Below are 25,313 nucleotides of genomic sequence, written 5' to 3'. Positions count from 1 at the left end.
TCGCCCCTGCGTTACCCCTTCACGAAGGAGGATTCGGATGGCCAAGGTGGAGTCGATCGGCATCAAGCGCGTCGAGGCGCTGCACTACTACGTGCGCGACCTGGAGCGGAGCCGCAGGTTCTACACGGAGAAGCTCGATTTCCAGGAGATCGCCGCGAGCTCGCCGGATCTCACGGCGGCGGCGGCGCAGCAGTCGGTCGTCTTCCAGGCCGGCGAGTGCGTCATCGTCTGCTCGCAGCCGATCGGCGAGGGCGGGCGGGCGTGGCGCTACCTGCGCAAGCACCCCGACGGCGTGGGCACGGTCATCTTCGAGGTGGAGGACATCGACCGCGCCTTCCGGCTGCTCGACGGCCGCGGGGGCACGCCGATCGACGAGATCCAGCGTGCGACGGACGAGGGCGGCGCGTTCGCGTCGTTCTCGATCACGACGCCGTTCGGCGACACCACCTTCCGCTTCGTGGAGCGGCGCGGGTACCGGGCGCTGTTCCCCGGCTGCGTGGCCTACGACGCGCCGCGCGGCGGCGAGAACCGCTTCGGGATCGCCCGGTTCGATCACATCACCTCGAACTTCCAGACGATGGCGCCCGCCCTTCTCTGGATGGAGCACGTGCTCGGGCTCGAGCCGTTCTGGCAGATCGCGTTCCACACGAACGACGTGGCGAAGGCCACGGACCACGGCTCGGGCCTGCGCTCGGCGGTGATGTGGGACCCGGCCTCGGGCGTGAAGTTCGCGAACAACGAGCCCTACCGGCCGCACTTCAAGAGCTCGCAGATCAACGTCTTCAACGAGGAGCACCGCGGCGACGGGGTGCAGCACGCGGCGCTCGCCGTGGAGGACATCCTCGCCGCCGTGCGCGCGATGCGCGGCCGGGGCGTGGAGTTCATGCCGACCCCGGCCGCCTATTACGACATGCTGCCCGAGCGCCTGCAGCGGCTCGGCATCGGGCAGATCGACGAGGACGTGGCGGCGCTGCGGGAGCTCGAGGTGCTCGTCGACGGCGACGGCGCGAGGTCCTACCTCCTCCAGATCTTCCTCAAGGAATCGTCGGGCACGCACCGCGATCCCGACGCCGGGCCGTTCTTCTTCGAGCTCATCCAGCGCAAGGGCGACCGCGGCTTCGGCGCCGGCAATTTCCGGGCGCTGTTCGAGAGCATCGAGCGGCAGCAGAAGGCGGGGCACGGCTGATGCTCGATCGCGTCGTCGCCGGGATCGTCCCGCCCAAGCACCACATCGCCCTGCGGAGCGAGGCGGGGGAGCTCCGCTACGAGGAGTGCCTGACGCGGGCGGGCTTCGACGGCCCCTACACGATCGCTTACCACGAGCGCCGGCCGCACGAGCACCGGATCGCGCAGGCCGCGCACGGCTTCACGCTGCCGGTCGCCGCGCCGGCGCGCCCGCTGGCGAAGCGGCACTACCGGTCGCAGGATCTGCCGCGGCGGGGCGGGCCCGCCGTCGACTGCCGCGTGCCGCTGCTCTTCAACGACGACGTGGTGATCGGGCTCGTCCAGCCGGACGCGGCCGACCCGGTGTACTTCGCGAACGCGGACGCCGACGAGCTGTTCTTCATCTTCCACGGGGGCGGCGTCCTGCGCACGATGCTCGGCGATCTCCGCTTCGAGCAGGACGACTACGTGGTCATCCCGAAGGGGCTCTTCTACCGCTTCCTGCCGGACGCCGCGCCCCAGCGGTGGCTCTCGATCGAGGCCGCGGACATCCACCTCCCGCGCAGGTGGCGCAACGAGGTCGGCCAGCTGCGGATGGACGCGCCGTACTCGCACCGTGATTTCCGGCGGCCCACGTTCGTCGGCCCCCTCGACGAGGGCCTCCGCGCGCTCGTCGTGAAGCGCGGCGGCGCCTTCCACGGCTTCGCCACGGGGCGCTCGCCGCTCGACGTCGTCGGCTGGGACGGGGCGGTGTACCCGTTCGCGTTCCCGATCCAGCGCTTCCAGGCGCGCGTCGGGCTCGTGCACCTGCCTCCCGACTGGCACGGGACGTTCGCCGCGCGCGGCGCCCTCGTCTGCAGCTTCGTGCCGCGCCCGACCGACTTCCACCCGGAGGCGATCCCGTGCCCGTACCCCCACGCGTCGGTCGATTGCGACGAATTTCTGTTCTATTGCCGCGGCAACTTCACCTCGCGCCGCGGCGTCGGCCCCGGCAGCATCTCGCACCATCCGGCCGGCGTGCCGCACGGGCCGCACCCCGGCGCGTACGAGGCGAGCCTCGGGGCCCGCGAGACGAGCGAGCTCGCGGTCATGCTCGACACGACCCGCCCGCTCTCGGCCACCGCGGCCGCGCTCGCGGTGGAGGACTCGGGCTACCAGGACAGCTTCATCGCGGGGGCGGAGGCTTGTTGAAGCAGTCGCTCGTGCACTCGTTGAAGCGCTGCGACTCCTCGAAATCGATCCCGTTCAGCCCATTGCAGGACATCCCGATGATGCAGCGGGCGTTGCACACGATCGCCCCGACGCAGTCGTCGGGGTTGGTCGAGAACGGGAACCCCAGCCCGCACGCCATGAAGACGTCGTTGGCGTCCTCGCAGACGGTGCGGAAGAGGGAGATGCCGCAGCCACGGAGGCGATCTCGCTGGCCGTCGCAGCCGTCGAACAGGTAATTCTCGTCCTTGCATTCGAGCTCCTCCTCGACGCACGTCACGTACTCGTCGAAGGAAGCGGTGCAGCTCGCCTCCGCCGCGGCCGCCCGCGCGGTCTCCGCCTTGTCGACGCACTCGAGGTACCTCGCCTCGCTGCAGCCGGAGCAGTCGCAGATGCGGTCGCAGGCGCGCTCCTCGGGCGAGGGGCAGCCAGCGGACACGAGCGCGCCGCCGACGGCGGCCAGGGAGAGGAGCACCCAGTGGGTGCGCGGCGAGCGGCGCTTGGGGGCGAGCACGGTGACCTCCTCGCCCTACTTTATTTCATTTCGGCATCTTGCCGAGCCGCTCGAGCAGCGCGCGCACGAGGAGCGGCCACGCGACCGTGGCGTCCGCGTACACCTCGGCGAAGCGCCCGCCCTCCTGCGGCGGGGTGAACTTCCCCCAGCTCACGCCCTCGGAGTACGTGCAGCCGGACAGGCCGCCCCAGTGGACGGGCTCGGGGCAGATGCGGACGCCGTACTGGAACCGCGGGTGATCGACCTCGATGTCCAGGCGATCGCCGACGATGTCGTAGAACGGCGCGACCTGCTGGGCCCAGTTGCGCGGCACGCCGCCGCCGATGGTGAAGATGCCGAGGCGCTTCTTCTTGCGGACCAGGCGGGCGTAGCTCAGCAGATCGAGGAACGGATTGTACGGCGGCGGCACGGCCTCGCGCCACAGGTCGAAGCCCGGCTTGTCGCCGTGCTGCGCCTTCACCTTGCGCAGCATCCACGTCGCCACGTCGAGGCCCATCTCGCTGTCGGTGAAGGCCGGCACGTACACGGGCACGTCGCGGAGGTACGCGCTCCGGAGCACGCCCGGCGAGTCGCCCATCTCCGCCAGCGCCTTGCCGAGCTGGCGGCAGATGATCTCGCTCGACCAGGGAGAGCCGGGGTCCAGCTTGTCGAGCTCCTTCCGGACGAAGACCTCGATCGCGTTGAGGTTCTTCTCCATCTCGAGCGTGTCGTAGACGCGGTTGTACCCCTTCTCGAAGTACGTCTCGTCGGAGATGCCCGGGTTCGCCTTGTAATGGGTCAGGCCGACCGCCTCGCTCAGCCCGTGCGCCATGAGCGCCCCCGTGCTGATGATGCAGTCGATCATGCCGGCCTCGATCATCCGGACGATGACGACGCCCATCTTGGCGACCGTCATCGCGCCGGAGAACGTCGCCACGACGAGGCAGTCCTCGTCGCGCACCATCGCCTCGAGCACGTCGCACGCCTCGCCGAGCGCGCGGCCGCTGAACGCGGTCCTGCTCATCGCGCGGAGCAGATCGTCGAACGAGTCAATCTTCAGCGGGTCGAGCGCGGCGAGCGGGACGAGCTGGTCTTCGACGCCGTCGCCGAGCTGGCGGTGCGAGGGACGAGGATGCTTCGGAGAGGACATAGGGCGCGAACATATACCCGCGCGGAGGGTGGGCCGTCGAGCGCGAAGCTCCCCGCGAGAGGGGCAAACTCAGGGCCGGACGGGCAGCGAGCACGCGAGGCGGCGCGCGGGTCTGTCCGCTGCCGCGCCCTCCGTTCCGCCGAGCTTCCCGGCGCCCTGGCCGATCCCGCGATCGCCGCCTTCGGCGCGCCGGGCCGCGAGATCGGCGCGAACGAACGCGAGCGGGCCCGCGCTGGGCTGGCCGTCGGTCCGCCGCTCCGGCTCCATCAGCGCGGCGATCTTCGCCACGCAAGCGTCACGACCCGACACACGGACGTCATAGACAGCCGTGCTCGCGGGCGCGCGGCGGCCATCGACCGTCGCGAACGCGCTCGAGCGATCGAGCAGGAAGCGCGCGCCGGGCGGGCGCGCGGCGCACGCCGGCATGCGGGTGAGCTCGGTGCGGACATTCGGGACGATCTCCCAGCCGTCGAGCGGCAGCAGCGGCGGCGCCTTCGCGGTCGCACCTTGCGCTGTCGTCGCGGCGGGCGGGATCGGCACCGTCCGGCCGAGCGTCAGGCCGCGGAAGCTGAGCAAGAGCGGCACGCCGGCGCTCGTCGGCTGCCCCAGCGCGGGCTCGCCGAGGTTCGCGAGCGAGGCGATCGCCCGCGGGGCCTCGCCGGAGGACCACGCGACGAGCGACGCCCCGCGGAGCCACGCGACGGGGCCATCCGGCGCCTCGCTGAAGGCGACCTCCGCCTCGGGCATCAGCTCCAGCGGCACCTCGGCGACCTCGGCGCCGCGGCCCGGCCTCACCTGGATCAGCACGTCGCGGCCCGAGGCGCGCACCCCGAACAGGATCCGGCCGCCGGACGCCGCGAACCGGGCGAGGATCGCGTCCCGGCCGACGCCCTCGGGCGCCGGACCCGTCCACGAGCGGACCCTGGCCTGGAGCTCGGTCGGGTCGAGCCAGCGCAGCGTCCACGTCGCCCGCGGCGCGGCGGAGGCGCCGCGCGCCTGGAGATCGGCGCCGGCGCCTCTGGCAGCGGCGCCGTCGGGCGAGCGCACCTCGAGCGCGGCGACGGTGGAGAGCTGGCCCCAGCGCCTGGCGCTCACCGACGAGACGCGCCGCTGGCCGTCCGGTCCGGGCTTCGCGTCGCGGGCGAGCAGCGCGAGCGCCTCCTGGGTGCTGCGCGGCGGCGGCACGCCCGCCGGCGAGAGCGGCGGCCCCGGCTGTGTCGTGCAGGCGAGCGCGCGTTCCGGCAGCGCAGGGGCCGGCGGCGGGCGGAGCGGCAGGAGCGGCGCGGCCCCGAGCGCAGGGCCGCCGGACGGCGCTCCCTGCGCGGGCAGCGGCGGCCCCCAGCCGACGCGGAGGTGGGTCGAGATCCTCAGGCCGGCCTCGTTCACGGCCAGCATCCCGGGCTCGGCGAGCAGGTCGCCTGTCCGGGCGACCTCCGCCGCGGCCTGGGGTGGGATCTCGACGGGTGACCACGTGCGGCCGGCGTCATCCGACGCGAGCACCATCCCTTCCCCGACGGCGATCCCGCGGCCGGCGTGGACCACGGCGTGCGCGGCCCCGGCGAGGCGAGCCCGCGAGACCTCGCCACCGGGGGAAAGGACGACGGCGGTGAGCTCTCCGGCCTCGTCGGCCACCACGAACGACAGCGCGCCGTCCTGCCCCTCCTCGATCGGGCTGACCACGTTGACGTCGTCGCCCCCGCCGCGCAGCCAGCGGAGCGGGAGCAGCGGAGCCTCCCTGCCGCCGGCGTCGATCACCGCGACATGGGCGCCGGGCGAGGCGCCCTCGCGGCCGTCGCCGCGCGGCGCGGGCTCGTCGCGGGGCGCGACGTCGCTGTCCCAGAGCCCGCGCAGGATCGCGATCCGGCCGTCGGCGAGCGCGCCGGCGCCGCGCCAGCGGACGTCCGCGCCCGGGCGGACCGTGCTCCACCGGCCGCTCGGCTGTCGCACGCACACGCTGCCCTCGTCCTCCGCGTCGCACGGCGCGAGCAGCAGGGCGCCGCCGCTCGGGGACACGCGGAGCTCGGCCTCGCCGCTCCGCACGAGGACGGGGGGCTCGCCGCCGAGAGGGAGGTCGGGCTTGACCTGGAGCACGCCGAACGGATCGTGGCGGCCGTCCGGCCCGCCCTCGCCGAGCGCGCAGGCCACCCACGCCGCTCGCCCCGCGCGGCCGACGCCGCAGACGTTCAGCCAGTCGCCGCGGCCGAAGGGGGCGACCTCGTGGAGCGCGCCGGTGGCGAGATCCACGCGGGCGAGGACGCCGTGGCTCGCCGTGATCGCGGCGGACGACCACGCCGCGCCGCTCGAGATCGCCGCCTCGAGCGGGTGGCGCCCCGTCGCGCGGATCCAGCGGAGCAGGGGCGCGCCTGGGCCGGGCTCGGGGGCGTCGTCGACGGGCGCGGGCGCGGGCCCGAGCCGCGCCTCGGCGACCAGGATCCGCGCCTCGCGCTGCCCGGACGACGAGGCCCTGCCCTGCGTCACGGCGATCAGCTCGCCGTCGCGCAGACGGACGCTTGCGACGCGGAGCAGCGCGGCGGGGTCGGCGCCCTCTCCGTCCCCACCCGGCGGCGGCGCGACGGGGCGCCACGACGCGCCGCCGTCGGCCGTGACCGCGAGCCCTGCCGCCTCGAAGAGCCCGGCGCCGTGCCGCGCGTCGCGGAACGCGAGGGCGCGCAGCGGCAGGGCGGGCAAGCCCGGCAGCGCGCGCGGCTGTCCCGTCTCGATGTCGAGGAAGATCGGGGAGTCTGCGATGGCGTCCCAGACGGCGACGGCGGCGGGCCCGCCGCCGATGCGCTGGAGGTCCGTCTCGGACCGGGCGAGGACCGCGGGCGCGCCGAGCGGATCATCGAACCGGTAGACGCCGCGGACTCCGCGCCCGACGAGCCGCGGGCCGGCGGCGGACGGAACCAGCACGAGCTCGATCAGGGGCTCCGGGCACGCCGCGGTCTCCGGCCGTGCCACACCGTCGGCCCCGACGAGGACACGCTGGCCGCCGACGAGCGCGAGCGTGCCGCCGGCGACCCGGGGCCCGATCACGGTAGCGCCGCTCGCGTCGACCCAGCGGGCGGGCACGGGCGCGGGCGGCGGGGGGCGCGCCGCCGCGGGCGCGCCGCGCTCTTGCGGCGCAGGTCGGGCCGGCGCGCCGCCGCAGCGGGCGAGCGCGAGCGCAGCGAGGAGCGCGGCCGCGCGCCGCGACCTGCGCGGTGGCGCTGCGAGGCGGGGAGCGCCCGCCGCTCTGGACTGCATCATCGGGGCCGAGACTACCGTGATTCGCTGGCCGCCGCGGCCGCCGTGAGGCTCAGTGGACGGCCGCGCCCGCCGGGACGGGGGCAGTCTCGTCTTCCAGCGCGTCTGCCCTGCGGGCGAGGAGGGCCATGAGCCCCCTCGCGCCGACCACGGCATGATCGGACACGCAGTTGTTGAAGATCGCGTGGACCTGCTCTGCCTCCTGGGAGAGCCGCGCGACGGTCTCCGCCCAGGGAGCGAGCTCCACGGGATCGTAGACGTACCTGAACTTCTCGTTCACGCCGACGGGCGCGTCCCAGGTCTCCTCGCGCCGGCCGTGAAAGCGCACCACGGCGAGGCGAGGATCGGCGACGAGGGCGGTGGGAGGCATGCTGTTGTCCTTGCCCTGCGGCTCATCGACGATGACGTAGAATGCGCCGAGGTCTCGAAGGAGGTCCGCGACGCGCTCGATGCGTCCGGGCATGCCCCATGACCCGTGCCGGAGCTCGACGGCGAACGGGAGCCCGTCCATGCGCCTCCGGCACTCCTCGATGACACGCACGTTGCCGCGCGTCGCCGTGAACCACGGAGGGAACTGGAAGAGCACATACCCCAGCTTACCCACCTGGCGCAGCGGATCGAGCGCCATCCGGAAGCGCTCCCAGAGCGCGTCTCTGACCTCGGCCGGCAGGTCTGCCGGGTAGAGGCGCCGCCGGTCGAAGAGCGAGGCAGGCAGCGCGCCCTGGACGTCCAGGGGAAGGCGGACGGGCTCCACGGGGTGCTGGGTGAGCGGCGCGAACGCCTTCATGTTGAACACGAAATCAGGCGGAGTCCGCTCGACCCACTGCGCCACCGTCCCCGGCCTCGGGAGGGCGTAATAGCTCGAGTTGACCTCGACCACGGGGAACTGGGACGCGTAGAACTTCAGCCGTTGCGCCGGGCTCGACACGCCCTTCGGGTAGAATCGATGGCTCTTCACCAGGGTCGGGTCCGTCCACCCGGCGGTCCCGGCGAGGGCGTTGCCGACGCGGGCGGGCACAGGCGCGCACGCCGCGAGCGCCGCGGCGCGCGCGAGCCGCTGCTCCTGCTGGTGTGGAGCCTCCTCTGAAGGCGACCTCGGCGGGTCGCGCAGGGCTTCTTCGTGCATGTCGGGAGCAACCTAAGGCCTCTTTCCGGCGATGGAACCGCTCGCCCGGAGAACCGGCGGCGGGCGCTCATTGCCTCTCACGAAGGTCCTCTCTCCGGTCGTGCGCGTACGCTGGTCGTGCACGTACGCTCCCGCTCGCTCGACGAGCTCCCGGATTGCCAGATCCTGATCCAGGCGGTGTTCCGTCATGCTCTTTCTCCGTGGTTGAGGCCGCGAATGCAGAGCGCCGACAGCATGGAGAGCCCAGATTGTGCATGCGCCGCACGGTCGCCTGCGCTATACTGAACCAGGGGTTAGAGGGATTGTTATATTCCTCCGCGGCAGGACAGAGGTGATCGATGTACTCAGCGAATCGTCGCCGGAATATCGAGCGGGAGGAGCGCATGCTCCTCCGCGAGAGGCGGGAGCAGGCGGCCGGCAAGCTCCTTCAGAAGGTGCCGGAGCTCACGAGCCTGAACCTGGAAATTCGAGAGAGCCGGCCCAATGCGTCCACGAATGACACGCAGTACATCCGCCGCGTCGTTGTCGAGCATGCGCACGCGCTGTTCGAAATGCCGTGCTCGTACTCTTCCTGTGACAACGGCGGCTACGACGTGACGCAGGAGATCCTGAGCGGCCTCGCTTCGCGCACGGCGCGGTTCGAGGGGGAATGCGCCTGTCGAGGGAGCTGCGGTGGCGAGTGCTGCTCGCGGGTCCTCCGCTACGTCGCCACGGCCACGTACCGTAGCCCCGAGGCGTAGGGCGGGCGCTTATCGCCCGGGACGGCGTACGTCGCGAGCGGCGTCCCGGGCGCAGTCCGCACCTCGGCTCGCGCTCAGCGCTTCACTCTCAACGCTTCACTCGGTGATGGGAGGCTGTGGCCCCGGGACGATCCCTGCGATGTCCGGATCCTCGCCCGGCGTCCCGCCATCACCGGGGCCCTTTTCCTTGCGGCGCGCGAGGCGGTTCGCGTCTTTCTCGCGCTGCTTTTCCTGCCGGGCGCGCTCTTTTTGCCGCTTCATTGCTGCCTGTTTCTGCTGCATAGGGAGCCAGGCCTTTCAGCGCGCCTCCGGACGGCGCGTCTTTCGGCACCTCGTGGTGCGTCCTGAAGGCGCAGGCGCGGCGCACGAGCGGCGCCGCGCCGCGCCCGCGATCAGTCAGTAGCGGTCGCCGCGACCGCCGCGGCCGCCGGAGCCGCCGCGACCGCCGCGGCCACCACCACCGCCGCCGCCGAAGCCGCCACCGCCGCCGCCGAAGCCACCACCGCCGCCGCCGCCGAAGCCGCCGCCGCCACCACCGCCGAAGCCGCGCGCCGGGCGCTCCTGCGCTTCGTTGACCTTGAGCGCACGGCCATCGAGGACCGCGCCGTTCAGCTGCGAGATCGCGCTGTTCGCGGCCTGGGCCGAGCCCATGGTCACGAACGCGAAGCCGCGCGGCTGCCCCGTCTCGCGGTCGGTCGGCATCGCGATCTCACGGACCTCGCCGGCCGCGGCGAACGCGGACTCGAGGGTCTCGCGGGTGGTGCTGAACGAAAGGTTTCCTACGTAGAGACGATTTCCCATGCCATCCTGCTTTTTTTACGGCTTTCTGGTGCGCCGCTGCGGCGCTCTCGGCCTGCCATCCGACGAAGCCGTAACGGATCGAACGGAGACGTGCCGCGCGGAACTCCCGCGCGGTCACACGGTGCGTCGTCCAGTCGTCCGAGCGAGCTGCAGGCTCCCTCACGAGAGGGAAACAGGAAAGCGTCGTATCGAGGGCCAGGGACGTTCGTGAGAAGAAGCATCCTAGCCCGATCCGCCGTCTTTCGCAAGCGGGCCGTCCGTGGTCGGGGCCACCGCGGCCACCGCGGTCGAGGTCACCGCGGCCACCGCGGTCGAGGTCACCGCGGCCACCGCGGTCGAGGTCACCGCGCGCCTCGCGCCTCGCGCGCGCCAGCTCCACGCGGCCTCCTGCTCGCCGCGCCGCGCCAGCTGGCTGCATGCTTACGGGCGGCTCGGGTGATCGCCGGTGCGGGCGAGGGCGTCCGCTGCGGCCGCGACGTCCCCCCGCGGCGCGGGTGAGGCCGCGGCGGCGCCGGCCTCGGCGGGGGCGGAGCGGCTGGCGAGCCAGAGCCAGAGGACGAGGGCGCCGAGCGCCACGCGGTACCAGCCGAACGGCGCGAGGCCATAACGCTTCAGGTAACGCAGGAAGACCGCGATCACGAGCAGGGCGACGGCGAACGAGACGGCGAGCCCGACCACGAGCGCCACGATCCCGCCGGGGGCGTCGAGCAAGGCGCGGCCGTTCTTGACGAGATCGAAAACGGTCGCGGCGCCGAGCGTGGGGATGGCGAGGAGGAACGAGAACTCGGCGGCCGCGGCGGTGCTGAGGCCGGAGAGCTGCCCGCCGACGATGGTGGTCATCGAGCGCGACGCGCCGGGCCAGAGCGAGAAGCACTGCGCGAAGCCGATCGCGAGCGCGCGCTGGAGCGTGACGTCCTCGACGCGCGGGGCGCCCTGATCCGGCCGGCGGCGGCGGACCGACTCGACGCCGATCATCAGGAAGCCGCCGACGATGAGCGCGACCGCGACGGGCCCCGGCCCGAACAGGTGCGCCTTGATGGCCTTGTGGAAGAGCAGGCCGATCACGGCGGCGGGGAGAAACGCGAACGCGAGGGCGAGCGCGAGGCGGAGGCTGTCCGGATCCCGCCGGACCATGCCGCGCACGGTGGTCGAGAGGCGCTCGCGGAAATAGACGACGACGGCGAGCACCGCGCCGAGCTGGATCACGATATCGAGCGTCTTCGCCGCCTCGCTCTGGTGGCCGAGCCACGCGCCGAGCAGGATGAGATGACCGGTGGACGAGACGGGAAGGAACTCGGTCAGCCCCTCGAGGACCCCGAGCAGGACGGCATCGAACCAGAACATTGCGCCGAGTCTACCCTCACGCGGGCCAGAGGTGCGCGAGAGCGCGCACGGGATCGGGCTGCGTGGCGGGATCGCGGCGCGGCCGCGGCGGCGCGGCGGAGAGCGCCGGCCGTCGGCGCGAGCTCCCGTGGAGGCAGGGCCCTCCGAGCGCCGCGCCGCCAGCGACGTGGGCGATCGGCGCCGGGGCCAGGGCGCTGTCTGCGGGGGCACGCTCGACCGCGAGGCGCGCGTCGCCCTCGCGGGGACGATCTCGCCGGCGATGGCCTCGCAAAACGCGAAGACCCGCGCGTCCCGGAGCCACGCGCGGCCGCGTCTGGCCACGCGCGGCCGCGCCTGGCCGCGCGTGGAGGACGCGGAGGAAAGGGTCGTAGTCGGCGCTCCCCTGGGCGAAGGAGCGGAGAGGGCGCCAGCACAGCGGTAATCGCCGCAGACCTAGCTCGCCCCGAGCAGGAGCCGTTTCACGAGCCAGCGCTCGGCGGGCTCAACCGTCGTGTTGGAGACACCTGCCCGTCGCTGCCGCAGTTCGCCCCGCGGTCCGACGCGGGCGCTCGCACCGGCCGACGCAAGCTGCAGAGCACGAAAACGCCAGCTCCACACGAACAGGGCAGCTGGGACAGGGGAAGTCCCGACAGAAACAGGGAAGCCCCGATCAGCCCGTAAGTGCCGGCCGTGCGAAGAAGAAAAGAAGGGCACCGCGAGCACCGCACCTCACACACTAACGATGTGAAGATTCGAACAAGTTGCAGTTGTTTCCGCCGTGTATCGCGACCGTGAGCCGAGGCGCGCGCCCGCGGCCGCGCTGAGCTGGGCCGTTCGCGTTGCATCTTCGACGTCCCGAGTGCCTCCGCGGCACCATCCAAGCAGGTCGAACGGAACTCGAGATCTTCGTGTTGGCCTGTCGAGAGGGCATGTTGCGCGGTTGACTCGAACAAACATCGTCGTGTACACCTCGATGGAAGAGGCCGTCGGCGCCGGGGGGTCCCGCCGTGCAGGCCATCGACACCACGCAAGCGCGCTCGCGCACTTCCGCGGCACAGCGGCAGGAGATGCGGGCCCGCGATCGTCGCAGGGAGGCAGCACCGTGTCATCGATCGCAAGAGCCCATCGCACCTCTTCGCAGGGTCAGCACAGGGGCGCCACGATCTCGTCTTCCCGACGAAGGTATTGCGTCCTCGTCGTCGACGACGACGAGAGGGCGCTGAGGTCCATTTCTGCAGTCCTCTCCGGGGACGTCGACGTCGTGGAATGTACGTCGGCGGAGCAGGCGCTCGTATTGCTCGAGACCAGGGAGTTTCACCTGGTCTGCTCCGACGTCGTGATGCCCGGGATGAAAGGGGACGAGCTGCTCCGGAGGGTGGCGAACATGCCCGTGTTCACGAGCTGTCTCCTCATCACCGGCGCCGAGGAGTACACGCGCTCGAAGGAGGCCGTGTATCACCACGTCCTGCTCAAGCCGTTCAATCCGGCCCGGCTCACGGCGCTCGTCCTTCAGCTGGCGCGCCTCACCGAGATGAAGCGCTCGGTCCACTCGATGGCGGACTCGCTCACGCCGACGGACGCCGGGAGCGAGCTCGTGTCGTGCGGCTGGCCCGACGCCGGGATGGCGCCGGAGTCGTCGCACGCGCCGAGATCCACGAGGCTGGAGGCCTGCGTCACGTGCGGCGCCACGCCGCACGATCTGCCGCACGAGCCGGAGCCGGCGAGGGCCGCCGTGTCCGCGCTCCGCGCCAGGAAGCGATGGGTTCGGTGAGCTTGCGGCCGCGCCGGCGCCCGCGGGCGGCGGCGCGGCCGACGCGGAGCGGGTCAGGCGCCGCTCGGGCCCTGCTCCTCCCACCACCTCGCCATGCGCACCTGCATCTCCTCGACCGAGACGTCCTCGATGACGGCCGACAGGATCCACTGGTGCCCGAACGGGTCCTCGACCCTGCCCTCTCGCCGGCCGTAGAACTGGTCCGCGATCGGGTAGATGATCTTGGCCCCCGCCTCGACGGCGCGCGCTGCGACCGCGTCGGGGTCCTCGACGTTCAGCGTGAGGACGATCGGTGAGCCGCCGAGCGCCTTCGGGCCGCGCGCGTTCCACTGGGGGGCCTCGTCGGCGATGCTGATGACGGAGTCGCCGATCACGAGCTCGGCGCAGACGATGGCGCCACCGAGCTTCGGGTCGGCGAGGCGCAGCTTCTCGGTGGCGCCGAACGCCTTCTTGTAGAACGCGATGGCGTCGGGCGCGCCGGCGACGACGAGGTGCGGCACGACGGCGTGGTACGGGGGCGGGGCGATGGGGTGCGGTCGCAGGGTCATGCGCGAAGGATGCCCACGCGACCGGAGCGGGTATTGTAAAAACATGCCGGCCTGCCGAGCCGGCTCGGCCAGCGCCGGCTCAGCCATCGCAGCCATCGCCGGTGGTCAGCCGTCGAGCGGGACATGGTTCCGCTCGCGGCGCCTGGTCACGTACTCGGTGGGCGTGAGGCCGGCGAACGCGCGGAAGTCGTGGATGAAGTGCGCCTGGTCGTAATAGCCACACGCGGCCGCGACGCCCGCCCAGGAGACGCGCTCGCCGCGCTCGATCGCGGAGACCGCCTGCTGGAAGCGCCGCACACGGCAATAACGCTTCGGGGTGAGGCCGACCCGCTCGGTGAAGCTCCGGATGAACCGCTTCGAGCTCATCCCGAGCCGCCCTGTCACGTCGGCCACGGTCCACGCGCGGGACGGGTCCGCGAACGCGGCGAGCGCGAAATCGACCGAGGGATCGCGCTCGAGCGGCGCACGCGGGCGGAGGAGCCGCGACGCGAGGGCGGACTCGAGCGCGCGGAGCCTCTCCTCGGGGGTCTTCGCCTCGAGCACGCGCTCGCGGACGAGGGCGGCTTCGCGGCCCCACAGCGCGTCGAGCGAGACGTGGGCGCCGCCGAGCGCCGCGGCGTCCAGGCCGAAGAACGGCGCCGCGCCGCCCGGGGAGAGCTCCGCGCCCACGATCGCGCGCTGCTCCGCCGTGTCGATCGCGAAGTGCTCGGCGTGGGCGCCGCAGACGGCGATGCCGGAGAGGCGGTGGCAGCGAGCGGCGCCGCCCTCGGCAGCGCCGTGCTCGGCAGCGCCGTCATACCAGCGCAGCTCGTCCTCGGCGAGGTTGATGAGGAGGCTCATGGCGCCGCTGGGGAGCACGCGCTCCAGCAGGTCGGGGAGCTCGGGGGCGGCGTAGTACCAGAGCAGGCGGACGAAGCGGCCGAGGGGGGGAGGCGGGGTGTACGTGACGAAGCGCATGGGGCGGCCCGTGGAGGCACAGCATGCCATGGCCGAGGACGCGCGGCGCGTAAAGGCCGCTCCGATCGAGCCGTACCGCGGTCGAGCAGACGCCCTGCTCCATCGAGCCAGCGCGCGCACGGCTCCGGGAGCGGTCTCGTGGAGGGGCGCTCGGAGCTCAATAGGGCGGCAGCATCCTCCGGAATCCGTGCCCCAGCGCCAGCACCAGGAAGACCAGGTTGCGCAGCGGCAACACGGGCCAGAAGAGGCCGAGAGGCCCGTCCGCTCCGGCATTTCGCTCCTCCCCCGCCGCGACGCCCTGCTCCCGTTCGCCCCGGAACCCCCGCGCGAGCCGCGCGCCGAGCCGCCGCATCCACGCGACCGACCGCGGGAATTCGGCAATCCCATCCAGCCAGGCTCCGGGGATCCCGCGCGCCCCCAGCGCCGCGCCCGCGAGGCCACCGACGATCGCGCCGGTGCTGTCGGCGTCGCCGCCGAGCAGGATGACGTCCTCCACCGCGCGCCGGAAATCGCCCGGGTGCGCGAGCCAGCAGAACAGGGCCGCTGGAGCCGTGTCGACGATGAACCCGCTCACCCCCTCCTGGAGCCCAATCGCCGCGGCGAACTCCTCCGCCGAGGCGCGCTGGCCGAGGAGCTCCGCCGCGCGGTCGAGCCTGCGGCGGAGCTCCTCGTCCGCGACGCGCCCGCGGAGCAGCGCGAGCAGCTCGGCCGGATTCACCTGCTCCGGCGTGCGCACCGCGGCATATGCGGCCGCGAGCGCGATGATCCGCGCGCCCTCCTCGGCGCGTGGATCGGTGTGCGTGAGGCGCGTGGACGCGCGCACCATGGAATCGATGCGCGAAGGGCTGAGCGCGAGGGCCGCGCCCAGGATCGGCGCGCGCATCGCGGCGCCGTTCCCCGCGGAGAAGACGCCGCTCCGCTCCGGAGAGAACCCGAGCCACAGCTTGAGGATCGCCCGCAAGGTGGCGTACCCGACGCCCGCCGGCAGCGCGGCGAGCCAGCCGCGGAGCTGCCACGCGAGCGCGCGCGCGAACCGCGCCGCGTCCTCCGGCGCGGCCAGGAGCGCCTGGGCCGTCATGCACGCGTGCTCGGCGTCGTCGCTGATCATCCCGCGGCCGAGCACGAAGCGGTGCTCGAGCGGCGACGCGCCGAAGAGGCGGGCGGCGCGGCGGCGCGACAGGCCCTCTCTGGGCAAGCCGAGCGCGTCGCCGACCGCCGTCCCAAGGAGGACGCCGGCGAGGCGGTCCTCGCGATCGATGGGTATCGTCTCGATGGCCATGCGAGCACGCGCTTCACGTTCCGTGCCCGGAGAGCGCGGCGGAGAGCCGCGCTTTCACCCACCCTGGCCAGGAGGGCGGCTTGCCAGGATGGCAGCCCGTCGACAGGCTGATCGACACCGTGTCGCGAGAGCCGTGGTAACCCGCTCCGGAACCAGGCCCTTCTCGGCGTCTTCGGCGCTCCGCGCGCGTGCCTGGCTACGCCCGCCGGCGCCAAGCGCTCGAGCCTGCCAGCTCCAATGTGCTCCGAGCACCGACGGCGAGCTCAGCGAAGCGACCATCGCCGAGCCCGCCCCCCAGGACGCCTGCGCCTCAGGGGCAGCGCGGAGCGGTGTACTCGCCGCTCGGATCCGTTTCCCAGAGCGAGCCCACGCCGAGACGGAAGCGCACTTCGGCCTCGTCGATGGAGAGGATCTCGAGCGTGCCCGGTCCAAACGACCCACCGCCCCACGGGCAGTCGTCCGGCCGCGGCGAGTAGGGCTCGCCCGTCTCGCTCATGTGGCTATAGCTGACGAGCGCGGGATCCTCGAGATCGTAGACGCCGACCTGCTGGTAGGCGCTGGGCAACACGATGCTCAGCGCCCAGTGCCCGCCGCAGGTGAGATGCGTGGTCGGGGAGCCGCACGAGACACCGAGATCCGATGCACGAAGAAAGAGGTCGTTGGGATCGAGCGCCGGACCGCCGCCGCCCGACCCGCTGCTGCCTCCGACGTCACCCTGGCTCTCCCAGTACCGGTCCCAGAGCACCTCCATCTGAGCGCGCGTCAAGGCGACAGCCGGCAACGCATCACCTGGCGCAGCGGCGCCCCCGGAGCTGCCGCTGCCCGCAGTGTCGATCGAGCCGCTCCCGATCGACGGATCGGCAGGGTCGTTCGCGCCGCTCTCGCGCGGCGGATCGGCGGGGTCGTTCGCGCCGCCGTCGTTCATCGCGCCCTCGATGAAGCTCACGTCGCAGGCGGCCAGCAGGAGGGGCGCCAGGACCAACAGCATGGAAGCGTTCTTCGTCGTCATGGCGTCCACCACTGCACGACCAGCGCCAACCTGATGGCAGACCAAAACCACGGCAAAACGACGGTGCAACACGCGACCTGTGCCGCGGATGTGCCAGCGTGCGCCTTGACGCGCTGGCACCGTCCTCCGGTTGTGCCGCCAGCTTCCTGGCGTCTCCGGAGGGCATCGTCACCACGATGAGGGCTGAGCGTCCGCGCGCGCCTCGAGCCTGGCGGCGTCGAAGCCCGGCCGACCTCTGGCCGCCCGCCGGGCCCCGTTCACCCCACGGCCTGCGGGCTCAACGCTCTCGCTCTCGGGTACGAGCGCGCCGGCTGCGGCCCGTGAGGGCCGCGCCGCCCATGCTCGTCCCTCGCGCCTCGGGCAGCGCCGGAGGTGCGAGGCGCGAGCTCACCACGTGGTCAGCTGAGCTTCGATCCTGTGTTGAGTCGCCTGCTCGTAATCGTAGGCGAACCCCAGCAGCTCAGCCTCGCTCCAGTGAGGGCCGACGAAGATCAGGCTGAAGGGAGCCCCGTCGCTGTATTGACCAGCGGGCACGACCACCCCGGGCAAGCCCGCGATGTTGATCGCGGACTCCGTCGTCGCGGGATAGGTGTCCGAGCCACAGAGCTCCGGCAGCGTGTCATAGGTCTGCGGAAACGCGAGGCCGTCCAGATCGTGCGTCGCCATCACGGAATCGAAGACGTTCACGTACTGGTCCCGCAGGGCCCAGAAGCCAGACAGATCGGGCGCGACCTCGGGGACGAGCAGCGAGGCGGCCAGCACGGGGAGCTTGTCGACGTACCAGGACAGCGGCCCGCCGACGGGATCGAACGGAGATATCCCCGTGAAGGACGCCAATCCGTCGATCGAGCCGACGATGGTCCCGCCGACCTTGACCCCCTTGAGGTAACGCTGGAAGTCGTAGGCCACAGACTCCGTCCCGCGCATGTCATAGGGCTCATCGGGCAAGGCCAGATCGGCGAAGCCGCTCCCGGCGAAGGGATCTTCGACGACGATCGCGCCTTGATCCTCCAGCTCCTCGATCGCTTGCTCGTACAGCGCTTGCGTCTCGGGAGACAGGCCGCCGTTGCGCCACCCTGAGCCGTACAGGCCGATTCGCTTTCCGCAGAGGGCGGTCTTGCTCAGCTGGCTCGTGTAGCCCCCCACGGGCAGGTGTCCATTGGACAGGCTCGTCTTGGGGTCCTCCGGGGAGTAGCCCGCGAGGATATCCATCACCATGGCGGCGTCGCGGACAGTCCGCGCGATGGGGCCCACCACGTCCCTCGTGCTGGCGGCCAGGGGCACGACGCCAGCCGTGGGGACGAGGGCGAACGTCGGCTTGATTCCGACGAGGCTCTGCGCGGCCGCAGGGTTCTGGATGGATCCCCCCGTCTCCTCCGCGAGGCCAAGCACGGCGAAGTTGCCGGCCACCGCCGTGGCTGTGCCGCTGCTGCTCGCCCCGGGCACCAGGGTCGGGTCCACGGCGTTGTAGGTGGGCCCCGCCCAGCTGCTGTTCGCCCGGGTGCCGTCGTCGCTGAAGGCCGGGATGTTCGTCTTCCCGAGGATGATGGCCCCGGCGGCGATCAACCGATCGACGACGACGGAGTTCTTGATGGGGAGCAGATCGACACCGCCGGCGACCTGCGAGCTGAGCGGAGCCCAGCCCGCCGTCGACGGCAAGCCGACGTGATCCATCGACTCCTTGATGACAACGGGGATCCCGGCCAGGGGGCCGAGGGCCACGCCGTTCCTCCGCTTCCTGTCGATCTCGCGCGCCTGCGCGACGGCGTTCGGGTTCAACGAGGTGAACGCGTTGTAGGACGACTCGTACTGCGCGATCCTCGAGAGATAGGCGTTCGTCAGCGCCTCCGCCGTGTAACGGCGCATCAGGTACGCCCACTGCACCTTCGCGATCGTGAGCTCAGATACGTCGATGGCGGGAACGCCGACGGAGGCGGTCGCACCATAGGTGGTGCTGGGAGCCCCTGCGGCAACACCAACGAAAATGGCTGCTACCAAGGCAGCGCCAGATAGAATGTTCTTGTTCACGATGGACTGCTCCCTCTCACTTCAGAAACCCTATGCCGGATGAACCTCCACCGTCGGGTGCCGATTCGGAGCCTCGATCCCGAATCCCACGAGTACAGCGGACCGGAGCGCGACGAGGCATGGGATCGTCGCGCTCCGCTCGTTCAAGGCCATGTGATGGCGCCCGTCGCTCCGGACGAATCGCCATACCGTGACGATGACAACACCAACCACTTCAGCGAACCCATTGGCCCGCGCCATCTCGACGGTTCGTCGAGAGCAATTCAGCGAGGATGTACAGCGGCCTTGAGCAGAGATTCTTCGTGGCTTTTTACCAGCCAAGCAGGTGACACAGAGACAGAAGAAGCGCGCCTCGAATGCAGTGGCTCTGCTACAAAGATGAAGAATATGCGAGAGCTAGGCGCATCATACTTCATGTAAGATATAGCAAGTCGGGGTTCGGTGGCAAGTTGATGTTCGATTTTTTTGAATAGTTTGGGATTCCCGCTGCCTCCCTCGTGCTCCACGTCTAGCTCTAGCCGCTCTGGCCCCGCTAGCCCCTCTGGCCGCTGCAGCGCGGCTTGCTGGCACGCACCGTGCACCCGCGTGCACCTGACGGGGCGGCGCCTCGCCGGCAGCGACGGAGCAGCCTTGTGACCGGTTGACATCGTCATGGCGGAAACCGCTCGGGGCGCGAGCTGGTATCGCCGGGGGCGGGGCGGCGTCGGTCCTGTCCATCTGGCACGGGGCGTTGCCCGTCGCCCAACGAGGGGCAGAGGGGCACGCTCGTCGAGGTGACCGCTGCCCGGGGCGGGCCCGCGTCGTTCAAGGCGCTTCGGGCAGCCGACGGTCAGCGGAGGCCTGCCGCTTACGGTGGGAGAGCATTCTTTAGAACCACGTCTTCCGCTCTCCTTGGAAAGCGACACCCAATCAACAGCTCACGCACCCGTCGAAGGGGCCTCCTTGTACCTACTCGACAGCCTGCGGACGCTCGTCCACGTCGACCCGGCTTCGCCCCCGGCGGGGCGATGCTGCAGAGCCAAGCGCCGCGTGACACGCCAGCGCGCGCCGGCACACGTCGTCCCCCCATGTCAGAGAAGTCGTCACTTGATCTGAGCCGCTTGCGGAGGATCGGAACACCGGTCTCGGGGAACCGAGACAGGCCTTGAGGGGAGAGAGGACGCAGAATCCGTCACAAGAAATCGCCCAATGGCTCCTCGCCCCTGCTGGACGGACGGCGGTGAAGCTGGCCACGGACACGGGGGCGACGCTCCGCACCTGCCCCCATGTCGGCCTCGGCGGCCAGCCCCGGCGCTCGCCGTGGACTTTCACGGCCGAGGACGCCGATACTCGAGGGGATGCAACCAGGGGAAGTGCTCGGAGGCCGCTTTGAGATCGTGGGCCGGGCGTGCGCCGGCGGCATGGGGGCGGTCTTCCAGGCGGTCGATCGGCGCTCGGGCGAGGTCGTGGCCGTCAAAGTGTGCCTCGACGAACAGAAATCCGGCGATGAATCGCGCCTCTCTCGCGAGTCCAGGGTGCTCGCAGAGCTCTCCTGCCCAGGTATCGTGCGCTACGTCGCGCACGGGCTCGGCGCCTCGGGCGCGCCGTGGCTCGCCATGGAGTGGCTCGACGGCGAGGATCTCGAGCAGCGGCTCCAGCGCCGGGTGCTCACCGTGGACGAGGCGATCTCGCTCGCGGTGGGCGCCGCCGCCGCGCTCGCGGCGGTCCACGCGCGCGGCATCGTTCACCGCGATCTCAAGCCGAGCAACCTGTTCCTGGTGGACGGCGACGCCGCGCGCGTGAAGCTGCTCGACTTCGGCATCGCCGGGGTCCCCGAGGCCACGCGGCTCACGCGGACGGGCGCCTTCGTCGGCACCCCGGCGTACATGGCGCCAGAGCAGGCCCGGAGCGGGCAGGACGTCGACACGCGCGCCGACGTCTTCGCGCTCGGCTGCGTGCTGTTCGAGTGCCTCACCGGCCAGCCGGCCTTCTGCGGGGCTCACCTGATGGCCGTCCTCGCGAAGATCCTCCTCGACGAGGTGCCGCGGATAAGCTCCCTCTGCCCCGGCGTCCCCCCCGCCCTCGACGTGCTCTGCGCCCGGATGCTCGCCAAGAACCCGGACGACCGCCCCCGCGACGGCGCGGAGATCGCCGCGGCGCTCGAGGCCATGGGCGTCTCCCCGCTGGCGCGCGCGCCGTTGGAGCCGCCGCCTTCGAACCGGCGCCGCCAGTCCTCGCTGACCCACAAGGAGCGGCGGGTGCTCTCGGTGGCGCTGATGGGGCCCGGGCCGCGGCTCGCCGCTTCCCCGGGCCGGGCCGACCCCGAGGCGGTGGTCGCTGTCGTGTCGCCGGAGCTGCGCCGGGAGATCGAGGCGCTCGGCGCGTGCCTGGAGCTCATGGCGGACGGGTCGATCCTGGTGATCCTCCTGGGAACCGGCGTGGCGACGGATCAGGCCGCGCAGGCGGCCCGCTGCGCGCTCCTGCTCCGCGCCGCCGGCGTGGACCGGCCGGTGGTCCTGACGACCGGCCGCGTGGAGGTCACGGGCGGCCGGCCCGTCGGCGACGTGATCGACCGCGCCGTCCGGATGCTGGCGCAGCCCACGGCGGCGCTCCCGGGCGCGCCGGCGGCGGGACGCGGGACGCCCATCGGCATCGACGAGGTGACCGCCGCGCTGCTCGACGCCCGCTTCGAGGTCGTCGAGACCGAGGCGGGCCTGTGGCTCCGGGGAGAAGAGCCGCTCGCCCGCGGCGCGCGCATGCTCCTCGGCAAGCCCACGGCCTGCGTCGGGCGCGACTGGGAGGTGGCCACCCTCGAGGCCCTCCTCGCCGGGTGCATCGAGGAGTCGCGGGCGCGCGCCGTGCTCGTCACCGCGCCGGCGGGGCTGGGCAAGTCGCGCCTCGCCTACGAGATCATCCGCCGCGTCCGGCAGCGCGACGAGCCCGTCGCGGTCTGGATCGGCCGCGGCGACCCGCTCCGCAAGGGCACCCCGTTCGGGATGCTGCGGCAGGCCCTCCAGGGCGCGTGCGGGATCCGCGACCGAGAGCCGATCGAGGCGCGCCGGGAGAAGCTGCTCGCGCGGGTGACCGAGCGCGTCCGCGCGGCCGACGCGCAGCGCGTGGCGGAGTTCCTCGGCGAGCTCCTGGGCACGCCGTTCCCCGACGAGGACAGCGCGCCCCTCCGCGCCGCCCGCAAGGACGCCCCGTTGATGGGCGATCAGATGCGCAGGGCCTGGCTCGATTTCGCCGCCGCCGCGTGCGCCGCGCAGCCGCTCCTCCTCGTGCTGGAGGACCTGCACTGGGGCGACCTGCCCACGGTCCAGTTCATCAACGACGCCCTGCGCCGGCTCGTGGACCAGCCCCTCCTGGTGCTCGCCCTGGCGCGCCCCGAGGTGTACACGCTGTTCCCAGGGCTCTGGGCCCACAGGGATCTCCAGGAGCTCCGGCTCAAGGAGCTGAGCTCCCGGGCGGGCGCGCGGCTCGTGCGGCACGTCCTCGGCGACGGGGTGAGCGCCGAGACCGTGGCGCAGCTCGTGGCGCAGGCCGACGGCAACGCGTTTTATCTGGAGGAGCTCATCCGGGCGACGTCCGAGGGGAGCCAGGGCGCGCTTCCGGAGACCGTGCTGGCGATGGTGCAATCCCGGCTGGAGCGCCTCGACAGCGCGGCGCGGCAGGTGCTGCGCGCGGCGAGCATCTTCGGGCGGGTGTTCTGGCGGGGCGCGGTGGAGGCGCTGCTCGGCGGCCCCGGCGGCGTCTCCGGGCTCGCGGATCACCTCGATCGCCTCGAGCGGCTGGAATGGATCGGCGCGCGCGACGAGGCGAGGTTCGAGGGAGAGCGGGAGCTCGTCTTCCGCCACGCGCTCGTGCGCGAGGCGGCTTACGGGATGCTCACCGACCAGGATCGCGCGCTCGGCCACCGGCTCGCCGGCGAGTGGCTCCAGCGCGCGGCCGAGCCCTCGGCCGCGGTGATCGCGGAGCACTTCGATCGGGGCGGCGAGCCGCTGCGCGCCGCCGCGTTCTATCATCAGGCCGCGGCGCAGGCGCTCGCCGCGAACGACCTCGTCGTGGTGCTCTCGTGGACCGGGCGCGCCATCGAGCTCGGCATCAGCGGCGAGGCGCGCGGCGAGGTCCTCCTGCACCGGGCCGAGGCGCACCACTGGCGCGGCGAGCTCGTCGAGGCCGCGCGCTGGGCGACGATGGCGGTGGAGGAGCTGCCCCGGCGCAGCGCGCCCTGGTACGCCGCCGTGCGCGAGGCCGCGGTCGTGCTGGCCCGGCTGGGGCAGCACGACCGCCTCGCCAGCCTCAGCGGCGATCTCGCGGACGCCTGGACCGGAGAGGGCGCGACGGGCCCGCTCCTGGCGGCGTCCGCGGGGACGGCGCTCTACCTGACGATCAGCGGCCTCTACGCGCACGCCACGCCGCTCCAGGCGCTCATCGACGCCGCGGCCGAGCGCTTCTGCGACGACCCGGCCGTGAGCGGGGTCGTCCTCCGCGAGCGCGCCTGGCGCGAGCTGTACGCGGGCCGACACGGCTCGGGCCGGGCGCTGTTCGCGCGCTCGGTCGCCTCCCACGAGCGCGCGGGGAACCTGCGCCTGGCCTGCTTCGGCCGGCTCGATCTCGGCTTCCAGGAGCACCAGCTCGGCGCGTACGCCGAGGCGGAGGCCATCCTCCGCGCCGCGCTCGCGGACGCCGAGCGCATGGGCCTCGACGGCTGCATGGCGGTCGCGTGGAGCACCCTCGGCGCGCCCCTCTGCCGCCTGGGCGCGCTCGACGAGGCGCGCGAGGCCCTGATGAAGGCCATCGTGTTCCTGGAGGCGCAGGGGGATTGCCGGCTCGCGGGCGCGTCGCGCACCTACCTCGCCGGCTGCCTGATGCGCGCGGGCGATCTCGCCGGCGCCGAGGCCGAGGCCCGGCGCGCCGTGGCGCAGCTGGAGAGGATAGGTCCGCTCGTCGTGCTGGCGCGGGCGACGCTGGCGGCCGTCCTGCTCGCGCGCGGCGAGGCCTCCGAGTCGCTCGCCGAGGCGCGCGCGGCGGTCGCGTTGCTCGACCGGCTGGGCATGGTCGAGGAGGGCTCGGCGTTCGCCCGCGTGGTCCACGCCGAGGCGCTGTTCGCGGCAGGCGACCTCCCGGCGGCCCGGACCGCCATCGCGCACGCCCGGACGAGGCTCCTCGACGTCGCCGCCCAGCTCGACGACGCCGCGCGGCGCGAGCAGTTCCTCCAGCGCGTCGAGGAGAACGCACGCACGCTCGAGCTAGCGCGCGCGTGGGTCGACGAGGGGGGCTCCACGGGACGACGAGGCGTCTAGCGCCGCCGCGCCCGGCGCCGGCAGGCTCGGCCCGTCGAGCAGCGCTCCGACCGCCGCGAGCGCCGCGAGGAGGACGACCGCCCCCGCCCACAGCGGGCCCGCGGCCATGCCCGGCGACGCGTGGAGGTACGCGATCGCGCCGAGCAGCGCCGCGAGGAAGAGCGCCGCGGCGAGCGCGCGCGCCCGGCGGGGGCGCGCCACGTCGTGAAGGACGTAATCCGGGTCGGTGCGCAGCGGGCCCTCGTCGGGCGAAGTCGCGGTGGACCGCCACTCCGGCGGCCGGAACCAGACGAGCAGCTTGCCGGAGAGGCGCGGCTCCGCCGCCGCCATCCGCGCGAGCCTCCGCCACGGGTCGACGTTGGCGCGCAGCGCGCTGAAGCTGGCCAGCGGCTGAACGACGCCGTACCGCGGGGGCGCCCCCTCGGCGCAGAAGGTGCCGAACAGCCGATCCCAGACGATGAGCACGCCGCCGTGGTTCCTGTCGAGATACGCGGAGTCGACGCCGTGGTGCACGCGGTGATGAGATGGCGTGTTCAGCGCCCACTCCAGCGGCCCCATGCGGCCGACGAGCTGCGTGTGAATCCAGAACTGATAGAGGATGTTCAGCGTATACGTCGTGACGACCATCCCCGTGGGGAAGCCGAGCACGGCGAGCGGCCAGAAGAACGGCCAGGACAAGGCCCGCTGGAGCCAGCTCTGGCGCAGCGCGACCGAGAGGTTGTAGTCCTCGCTCTGGTGGTGGACCGCGTGCGCGGCCCACATGAAGTTCACCCGATGGCTCGCGCGGTGCGCCCAGTAGTAGCAGAAGTCGACCGCGACGAAGCAGGCCGCCCAGCTCCACAAGGCGCCCTCCGGCAGCCGCGCGAGCGCGGCGCGCTCGAACAGGAAGAGATAGACGAGGACTCCGCCGCTCACGACGGAGACGATGACCTGCTCCCCGACCCCGCACGCGAGGTTGGCGAGCGCGTCGGAGAAGCGGTAGCCGCGGCGCCCGCGGCGGCGACAGAGCCAGAGCTCGACGCCGATGAGCGCGAAGAAGGCCGGCACCGCGAACAGGATCAAGCTCGGCGACATCCCCCGTCCTCCATGGAGCCGCCGCGCGGCGGATCGGCTCGCGTCCGCCCAGTCTAGCGTGGACCTCTCCCGGCGCGCCCGGAGACGCACCACGCGAAAGGCGCCACACCAGCCGA

General features: G+C 72.4%; 19 protein-coding genes. 6 read left to right on the top strand and 13 right to left on the bottom strand.

Annotated features, from left to right (window positions below; translation table 11 throughout):
* The first annotated feature begins 37 nt into the window (after positions 1-37).
* Both ACSRUE_RS18380 and ACSRUE_RS18375 read left to right on the top strand, forming a co-directional pair.
* Positions 38-1,186 carry a 4-hydroxyphenylpyruvate dioxygenase family protein gene (locus ACSRUE_RS18380; RefSeq protein WP_441292122.1) on the top strand — a complete coding sequence of 383 codons (1,149 nt, stop codon included), beginning with the start codon at positions 38-40 and terminating at the stop codon, positions 1,184-1,186.
* Positions 1,186-2,355: a homogentisate 1,2-dioxygenase gene (locus tag ACSRUE_RS18375; protein WP_441292121.1), complete on the top strand. Its 1,170-nt coding sequence runs from the start codon at positions 1,186-1,188 to the stop codon at positions 2,353-2,355. The genes ACSRUE_RS18380 and ACSRUE_RS18375 overlap by 1 nt, the downstream gene beginning before the upstream one ends.
* On the opposite strand, the gene ACSRUE_RS18370 is transcribed toward ACSRUE_RS18375, so the two are convergent.
* From ACSRUE_RS18370 to ACSRUE_RS18355, 4 genes are all read right to left on the bottom strand, one after another.
* Positions 2,330-2,887: a hypothetical protein gene (locus tag ACSRUE_RS18370; RefSeq protein ID WP_437765484.1), complete on the bottom strand. Its 558-nt coding sequence runs from the start codon at positions 2,885-2,887 to the stop codon at positions 2,330-2,332. The two genes, ACSRUE_RS18375 and ACSRUE_RS18370, sit on opposite strands and share 26 nt — an antisense overlap.
* A 25-nt stretch (positions 2,888-2,912) precedes the next feature.
* Positions 2,913-4,016 carry a deoxyhypusine synthase family protein gene (locus tag ACSRUE_RS18365; protein WP_441292120.1) on the bottom strand — a complete coding sequence of 368 codons (1,104 nt, stop codon included), beginning with the start codon at positions 4,014-4,016 and terminating at the stop codon, positions 2,913-2,915.
* Between the two features lie 69 nt (positions 4,017-4,085).
* The gene (locus tag ACSRUE_RS18360; protein WP_441292119.1) at positions 4,086-7,262 is read right to left on the bottom strand and encodes a hypothetical protein; all 3,177 of its coding nucleotides are present in this window, start codon (positions 7,260-7,262) and stop codon (positions 4,086-4,088) included.
* 49 nt (positions 7,263-7,311) lie between these two features.
* On the bottom strand, positions 7,312-8,385 hold the full coding sequence (locus tag ACSRUE_RS18355; RefSeq protein ID WP_441292118.1) for a DUF72 domain-containing protein: 1,074 nt from the start codon (positions 8,383-8,385) through the stop codon (positions 7,312-7,314).
* Between the two features lie 383 nt (positions 8,386-8,768).
* Here ACSRUE_RS18355 and ACSRUE_RS18350 point away from each other — a divergent pair, with 383 nt between their 5' ends.
* Complete coding sequence (locus tag ACSRUE_RS18350; protein ID WP_441292117.1) at positions 8,769-9,125, top strand: hypothetical protein; 357 nt, start codon at positions 8,769-8,771, stop codon at positions 9,123-9,125.
* Positions 9,126-9,221: 96 nt separating this feature from the next.
* Here the strand turns inward: ACSRUE_RS18350 and ACSRUE_RS18345 are convergent, their stop codons facing one another.
* Together ACSRUE_RS18345 and ACSRUE_RS18340 are read right to left on the bottom strand one after the other, a co-directional pair.
* The gene (locus ACSRUE_RS18345) at positions 9,222-9,407 is read right to left on the bottom strand and encodes a hypothetical protein (protein ID WP_012238616.1); all 186 of its coding nucleotides are present in this window, start codon (positions 9,405-9,407) and stop codon (positions 9,222-9,224) included.
* Positions 9,408-9,521: 114 nt separating this feature from the next.
* The gene (locus ACSRUE_RS18340) at positions 9,522-9,926 is read right to left on the bottom strand and encodes an RNA recognition motif domain-containing protein (protein WP_441292116.1); all 405 of its coding nucleotides are present in this window, start codon (positions 9,924-9,926) and stop codon (positions 9,522-9,524) included.
* A 259-nt stretch (positions 9,927-10,185) separates the two neighbouring features.
* Here ACSRUE_RS18340 and ACSRUE_RS18335 point away from each other — a divergent pair, with 259 nt between their 5' ends.
* Entirely contained in the window at positions 10,186-10,365 is a 180-nt protein-coding gene (locus tag ACSRUE_RS18335; RefSeq protein WP_441292115.1) for a hypothetical protein, read from the top strand.
* Here ACSRUE_RS18335 and ACSRUE_RS18330 read toward each other — a convergent pair.
* Positions 10,347-11,270: an undecaprenyl-diphosphate phosphatase gene (locus ACSRUE_RS18330; RefSeq protein ID WP_441292114.1), complete on the bottom strand. Its 924-nt coding sequence runs from the start codon at positions 11,268-11,270 to the stop codon at positions 10,347-10,349. The two genes, ACSRUE_RS18335 and ACSRUE_RS18330, sit on opposite strands and share 19 nt — an antisense overlap.
* Before the next feature lie 1,141 nt (positions 11,271-12,411).
* On the opposite strand from ACSRUE_RS18330, the gene ACSRUE_RS18325 reads away from it, so the two are divergent.
* The gene (locus tag ACSRUE_RS18325; RefSeq protein ID WP_441293104.1) at positions 12,412-13,020 is read left to right on the top strand and encodes a response regulator; all 609 of its coding nucleotides are present in this window, start codon (positions 12,412-12,414) and stop codon (positions 13,018-13,020) included.
* Between the two features lie 53 nt (positions 13,021-13,073).
* Here ACSRUE_RS18325 and ACSRUE_RS18320 read toward each other — a convergent pair whose 3' ends face one another.
* The 5 genes from ACSRUE_RS18320 to ACSRUE_RS18300 all read right to left on the bottom strand — a co-directional run bounded on the left by ACSRUE_RS18320 (position 13,074) and on the right by ACSRUE_RS18300 (position 18,697).
* Positions 13,074-13,568 (bottom strand): VOC family protein, encoded by a 495-nt coding sequence (locus ACSRUE_RS18320; RefSeq protein ID WP_441292113.1) that lies wholly within the window; start codon positions 13,566-13,568, stop codon positions 13,074-13,076.
* 105 nt (positions 13,569-13,673) lie between these two features.
* A complete protein-coding gene (locus ACSRUE_RS18315) occupies positions 13,674-14,525 on the bottom strand; it encodes a helix-turn-helix domain-containing protein (RefSeq protein WP_441292112.1) in 852 nt (283 codons plus the stop codon).
* Positions 14,526-14,682: 157 nt separating this feature from the next.
* Positions 14,683-15,804: an ADP-ribosylglycohydrolase family protein gene (locus ACSRUE_RS18310; protein ID WP_441292111.1), complete on the bottom strand. Its 1,122-nt coding sequence runs from the start codon at positions 15,802-15,804 to the stop codon at positions 14,683-14,685.
* 310 nt (positions 15,805-16,114) lie between these two features.
* Positions 16,115-16,792 carry a hypothetical protein gene (locus ACSRUE_RS18305; protein ID WP_441292110.1) on the bottom strand — a complete coding sequence of 226 codons (678 nt, stop codon included), beginning with the start codon at positions 16,790-16,792 and terminating at the stop codon, positions 16,115-16,117.
* A 408-nt stretch (positions 16,793-17,200) separates the two neighbouring features.
* On the bottom strand, positions 17,201-18,697 hold the full coding sequence (locus tag ACSRUE_RS18300) for an amidase (RefSeq protein WP_441292109.1): 1,497 nt from the start codon (positions 18,695-18,697) through the stop codon (positions 17,201-17,203).
* A 1,481-nt stretch (positions 18,698-20,178) separates the two neighbouring features.
* On the opposite strand from ACSRUE_RS18300, the gene ACSRUE_RS18295 reads away from it, so the two are divergent.
* A complete protein-coding gene (locus ACSRUE_RS18295; protein WP_441292108.1) occupies positions 20,179-24,123 on the top strand; it encodes a serine/threonine-protein kinase in 3,945 nt (1,314 codons plus the stop codon).
* On the opposite strand, the gene ACSRUE_RS18290 is transcribed toward ACSRUE_RS18295, so the two are convergent.
* Positions 24,070-25,197 carry a sterol desaturase family protein gene (locus ACSRUE_RS18290; protein WP_441292107.1) on the bottom strand — a complete coding sequence of 376 codons (1,128 nt, stop codon included), beginning with the start codon at positions 25,195-25,197 and terminating at the stop codon, positions 24,070-24,072. The two genes, ACSRUE_RS18295 and ACSRUE_RS18290, sit on opposite strands and share 54 nt — an antisense overlap.
* Positions 25,198-25,313: the final 116 nt, after the last annotated feature.

Origin of the sequence: Sorangium sp. KYC3313 (assembly GCF_052075895.1) — a bacterium.
Lineage (GTDB): Bacteria > Myxococcota_A > Polyangia > Polyangiales > Polyangiaceae > Sorangium > Sorangium cellulosum_B.
Note: the sequence above shows the minus strand (reverse complement) of the source record. Positions and strands in the feature narration are given on the sequence as shown.

Excerpts from the sequence above, each read along its gene's own strand:
- ACSRUE_RS18380 (WP_441292122.1), top strand. The coding sequence starts at position 38 with ATGGCCAAGGTGGAGTCGATCGGCATCAAGCGCGTCGAGGCGCTGCAC.
- ACSRUE_RS18375 (WP_441292121.1), top strand. The coding sequence starts at position 1,186 with ATGCTCGATCGCGTCGTCGCCGGGATCGTCCCGCCCAAGCACCACATC.
- ACSRUE_RS18365 (WP_441292120.1), bottom strand. The coding sequence starts at position 4,016 with ATGTCCTCTCCGAAGCATCCTCGTCCCTCGCACCGCCAGCTCGGCGAC.
- ACSRUE_RS18360 (WP_441292119.1), bottom strand. The coding sequence starts at position 7,262 with ATGATGCAGTCCAGAGCGGCGGGCGCTCCCCGCCTCGCAGCGCCACCG.
- ACSRUE_RS18355 (WP_441292118.1), bottom strand. The coding sequence starts at position 8,385 with ATGCACGAAGAAGCCCTGCGCGACCCGCCGAGGTCGCCTTCAGAGGAG.
- ACSRUE_RS18350 (WP_441292117.1), top strand. The coding sequence starts at position 8,769 with ATGCTCCTCCGCGAGAGGCGGGAGCAGGCGGCCGGCAAGCTCCTTCAG.
- ACSRUE_RS18345 (WP_012238616.1), bottom strand. The coding sequence starts at position 9,407 with ATGCAGCAGAAACAGGCAGCAATGAAGCGGCAAAAAGAGCGCGCCCGG.
- ACSRUE_RS18340 (WP_441292116.1), bottom strand. The coding sequence starts at position 9,926 with ATGGGAAATCGTCTCTACGTAGGAAACCTTTCGTTCAGCACCACCCGC.
- ACSRUE_RS18330 (WP_441292114.1), bottom strand. The coding sequence starts at position 11,270 with ATGTTCTGGTTCGATGCCGTCCTGCTCGGGGTCCTCGAGGGGCTGACC.
- ACSRUE_RS18320 (WP_441292113.1), bottom strand. The coding sequence starts at position 13,568 with ATGACCCTGCGACCGCACCCCATCGCCCCGCCCCCGTACCACGCCGTC.
- ACSRUE_RS18315 (WP_441292112.1), bottom strand. The coding sequence starts at position 14,525 with ATGCGCTTCGTCACGTACACCCCGCCTCCCCCCCTCGGCCGCTTCGTC.
- ACSRUE_RS18310 (WP_441292111.1), bottom strand. The coding sequence starts at position 15,804 with ATGGCCATCGAGACGATACCCATCGATCGCGAGGACCGCCTCGCCGGC.
- ACSRUE_RS18305 (WP_441292110.1), bottom strand. The coding sequence starts at position 16,792 with ATGCTGTTGGTCCTGGCGCCCCTCCTGCTGGCCGCCTGCGACGTGAGC.
- ACSRUE_RS18295 (WP_441292108.1), top strand. The coding sequence starts at position 20,179 with ATGCAACCAGGGGAAGTGCTCGGAGGCCGCTTTGAGATCGTGGGCCGG.
- ACSRUE_RS18290 (WP_441292107.1), bottom strand. The coding sequence starts at position 25,197 with ATGTCGCCGAGCTTGATCCTGTTCGCGGTGCCGGCCTTCTTCGCGCTC.